The sequence below is a fragment of the Methylobacterium variabile genome (assembly GCF_001043975.1).
GTDB classification, from domain to species: Bacteria; Pseudomonadota; Alphaproteobacteria; order Rhizobiales; family Beijerinckiaceae; genus Methylobacterium; species Methylobacterium variabile.
In genome coordinates, this window is sequence record NZ_LABY01000452.1 from 1 (window position 1) to 578 (window position 578).

Below are 578 nucleotides of genomic sequence, written 5' to 3' on the forward strand. Positions count from 1 at the left end.
CACCGCGGCGCCGGCCGCCGGCGCGGCGGCGACGCCCTCGGCCCGTGCCCCCGGCAGGCCGGCCTGTGCGGCCAGCAGCACCGCGAGGGTGGCCGCCGCACCCGCGTTCCTGCCGACCTTGCGCCTGGGAGCCATGGTCCTCTCCTCGAAGCCGCGGCCGAAGGAGCGGCCACGCTGGGAATTTAGGGTAGTAAACACGGAAGCGGATGCCGTGCCATCGCACACCTGCCACACCTCGGCAGCATGCCGCCGGAGCGTCTCATCAGGTCGGCGTGCCGTCGCGTCAGTGATCGCGCGGCGAAGCGCGGCCGGTTGGTCCGCTGAAAGCTCGCAAATGCGGTTTTCTTCGGACCGGAACGGCCCGCGAGGACGCGATCAGGCGGCGTCCTCCGCCTTCTCGTCGTCGAGGCCGAGTTCCTTCAACTTGCGATAGAGGGTCGAGCGGCCGATGCCGAGGCGGCGCGACACCTCGGACATCCGCCCGCGGTAGAATTGCAGGGCGTAGCGGATGATCTCGCCCTCGAGCCCCTCCATGGTCTTCATCTCGCCGGTCTCCTCGGCGACGAGGGAGAGGGCGT

1 protein-coding gene is annotated in these 578 nt (G+C 70.6%); it reads right to left on the reverse strand.

Annotated elements, in window-relative coordinates; all coding sequences use genetic code 11:
* Positions 1-375: 375 nt before the first annotated feature.
* Positions 376-578: helix-turn-helix domain-containing protein (locus VQ02_RS33815; protein ID WP_048448662.1), on the reverse strand; the 203-nt coding region annotated here is incomplete at its 5' end.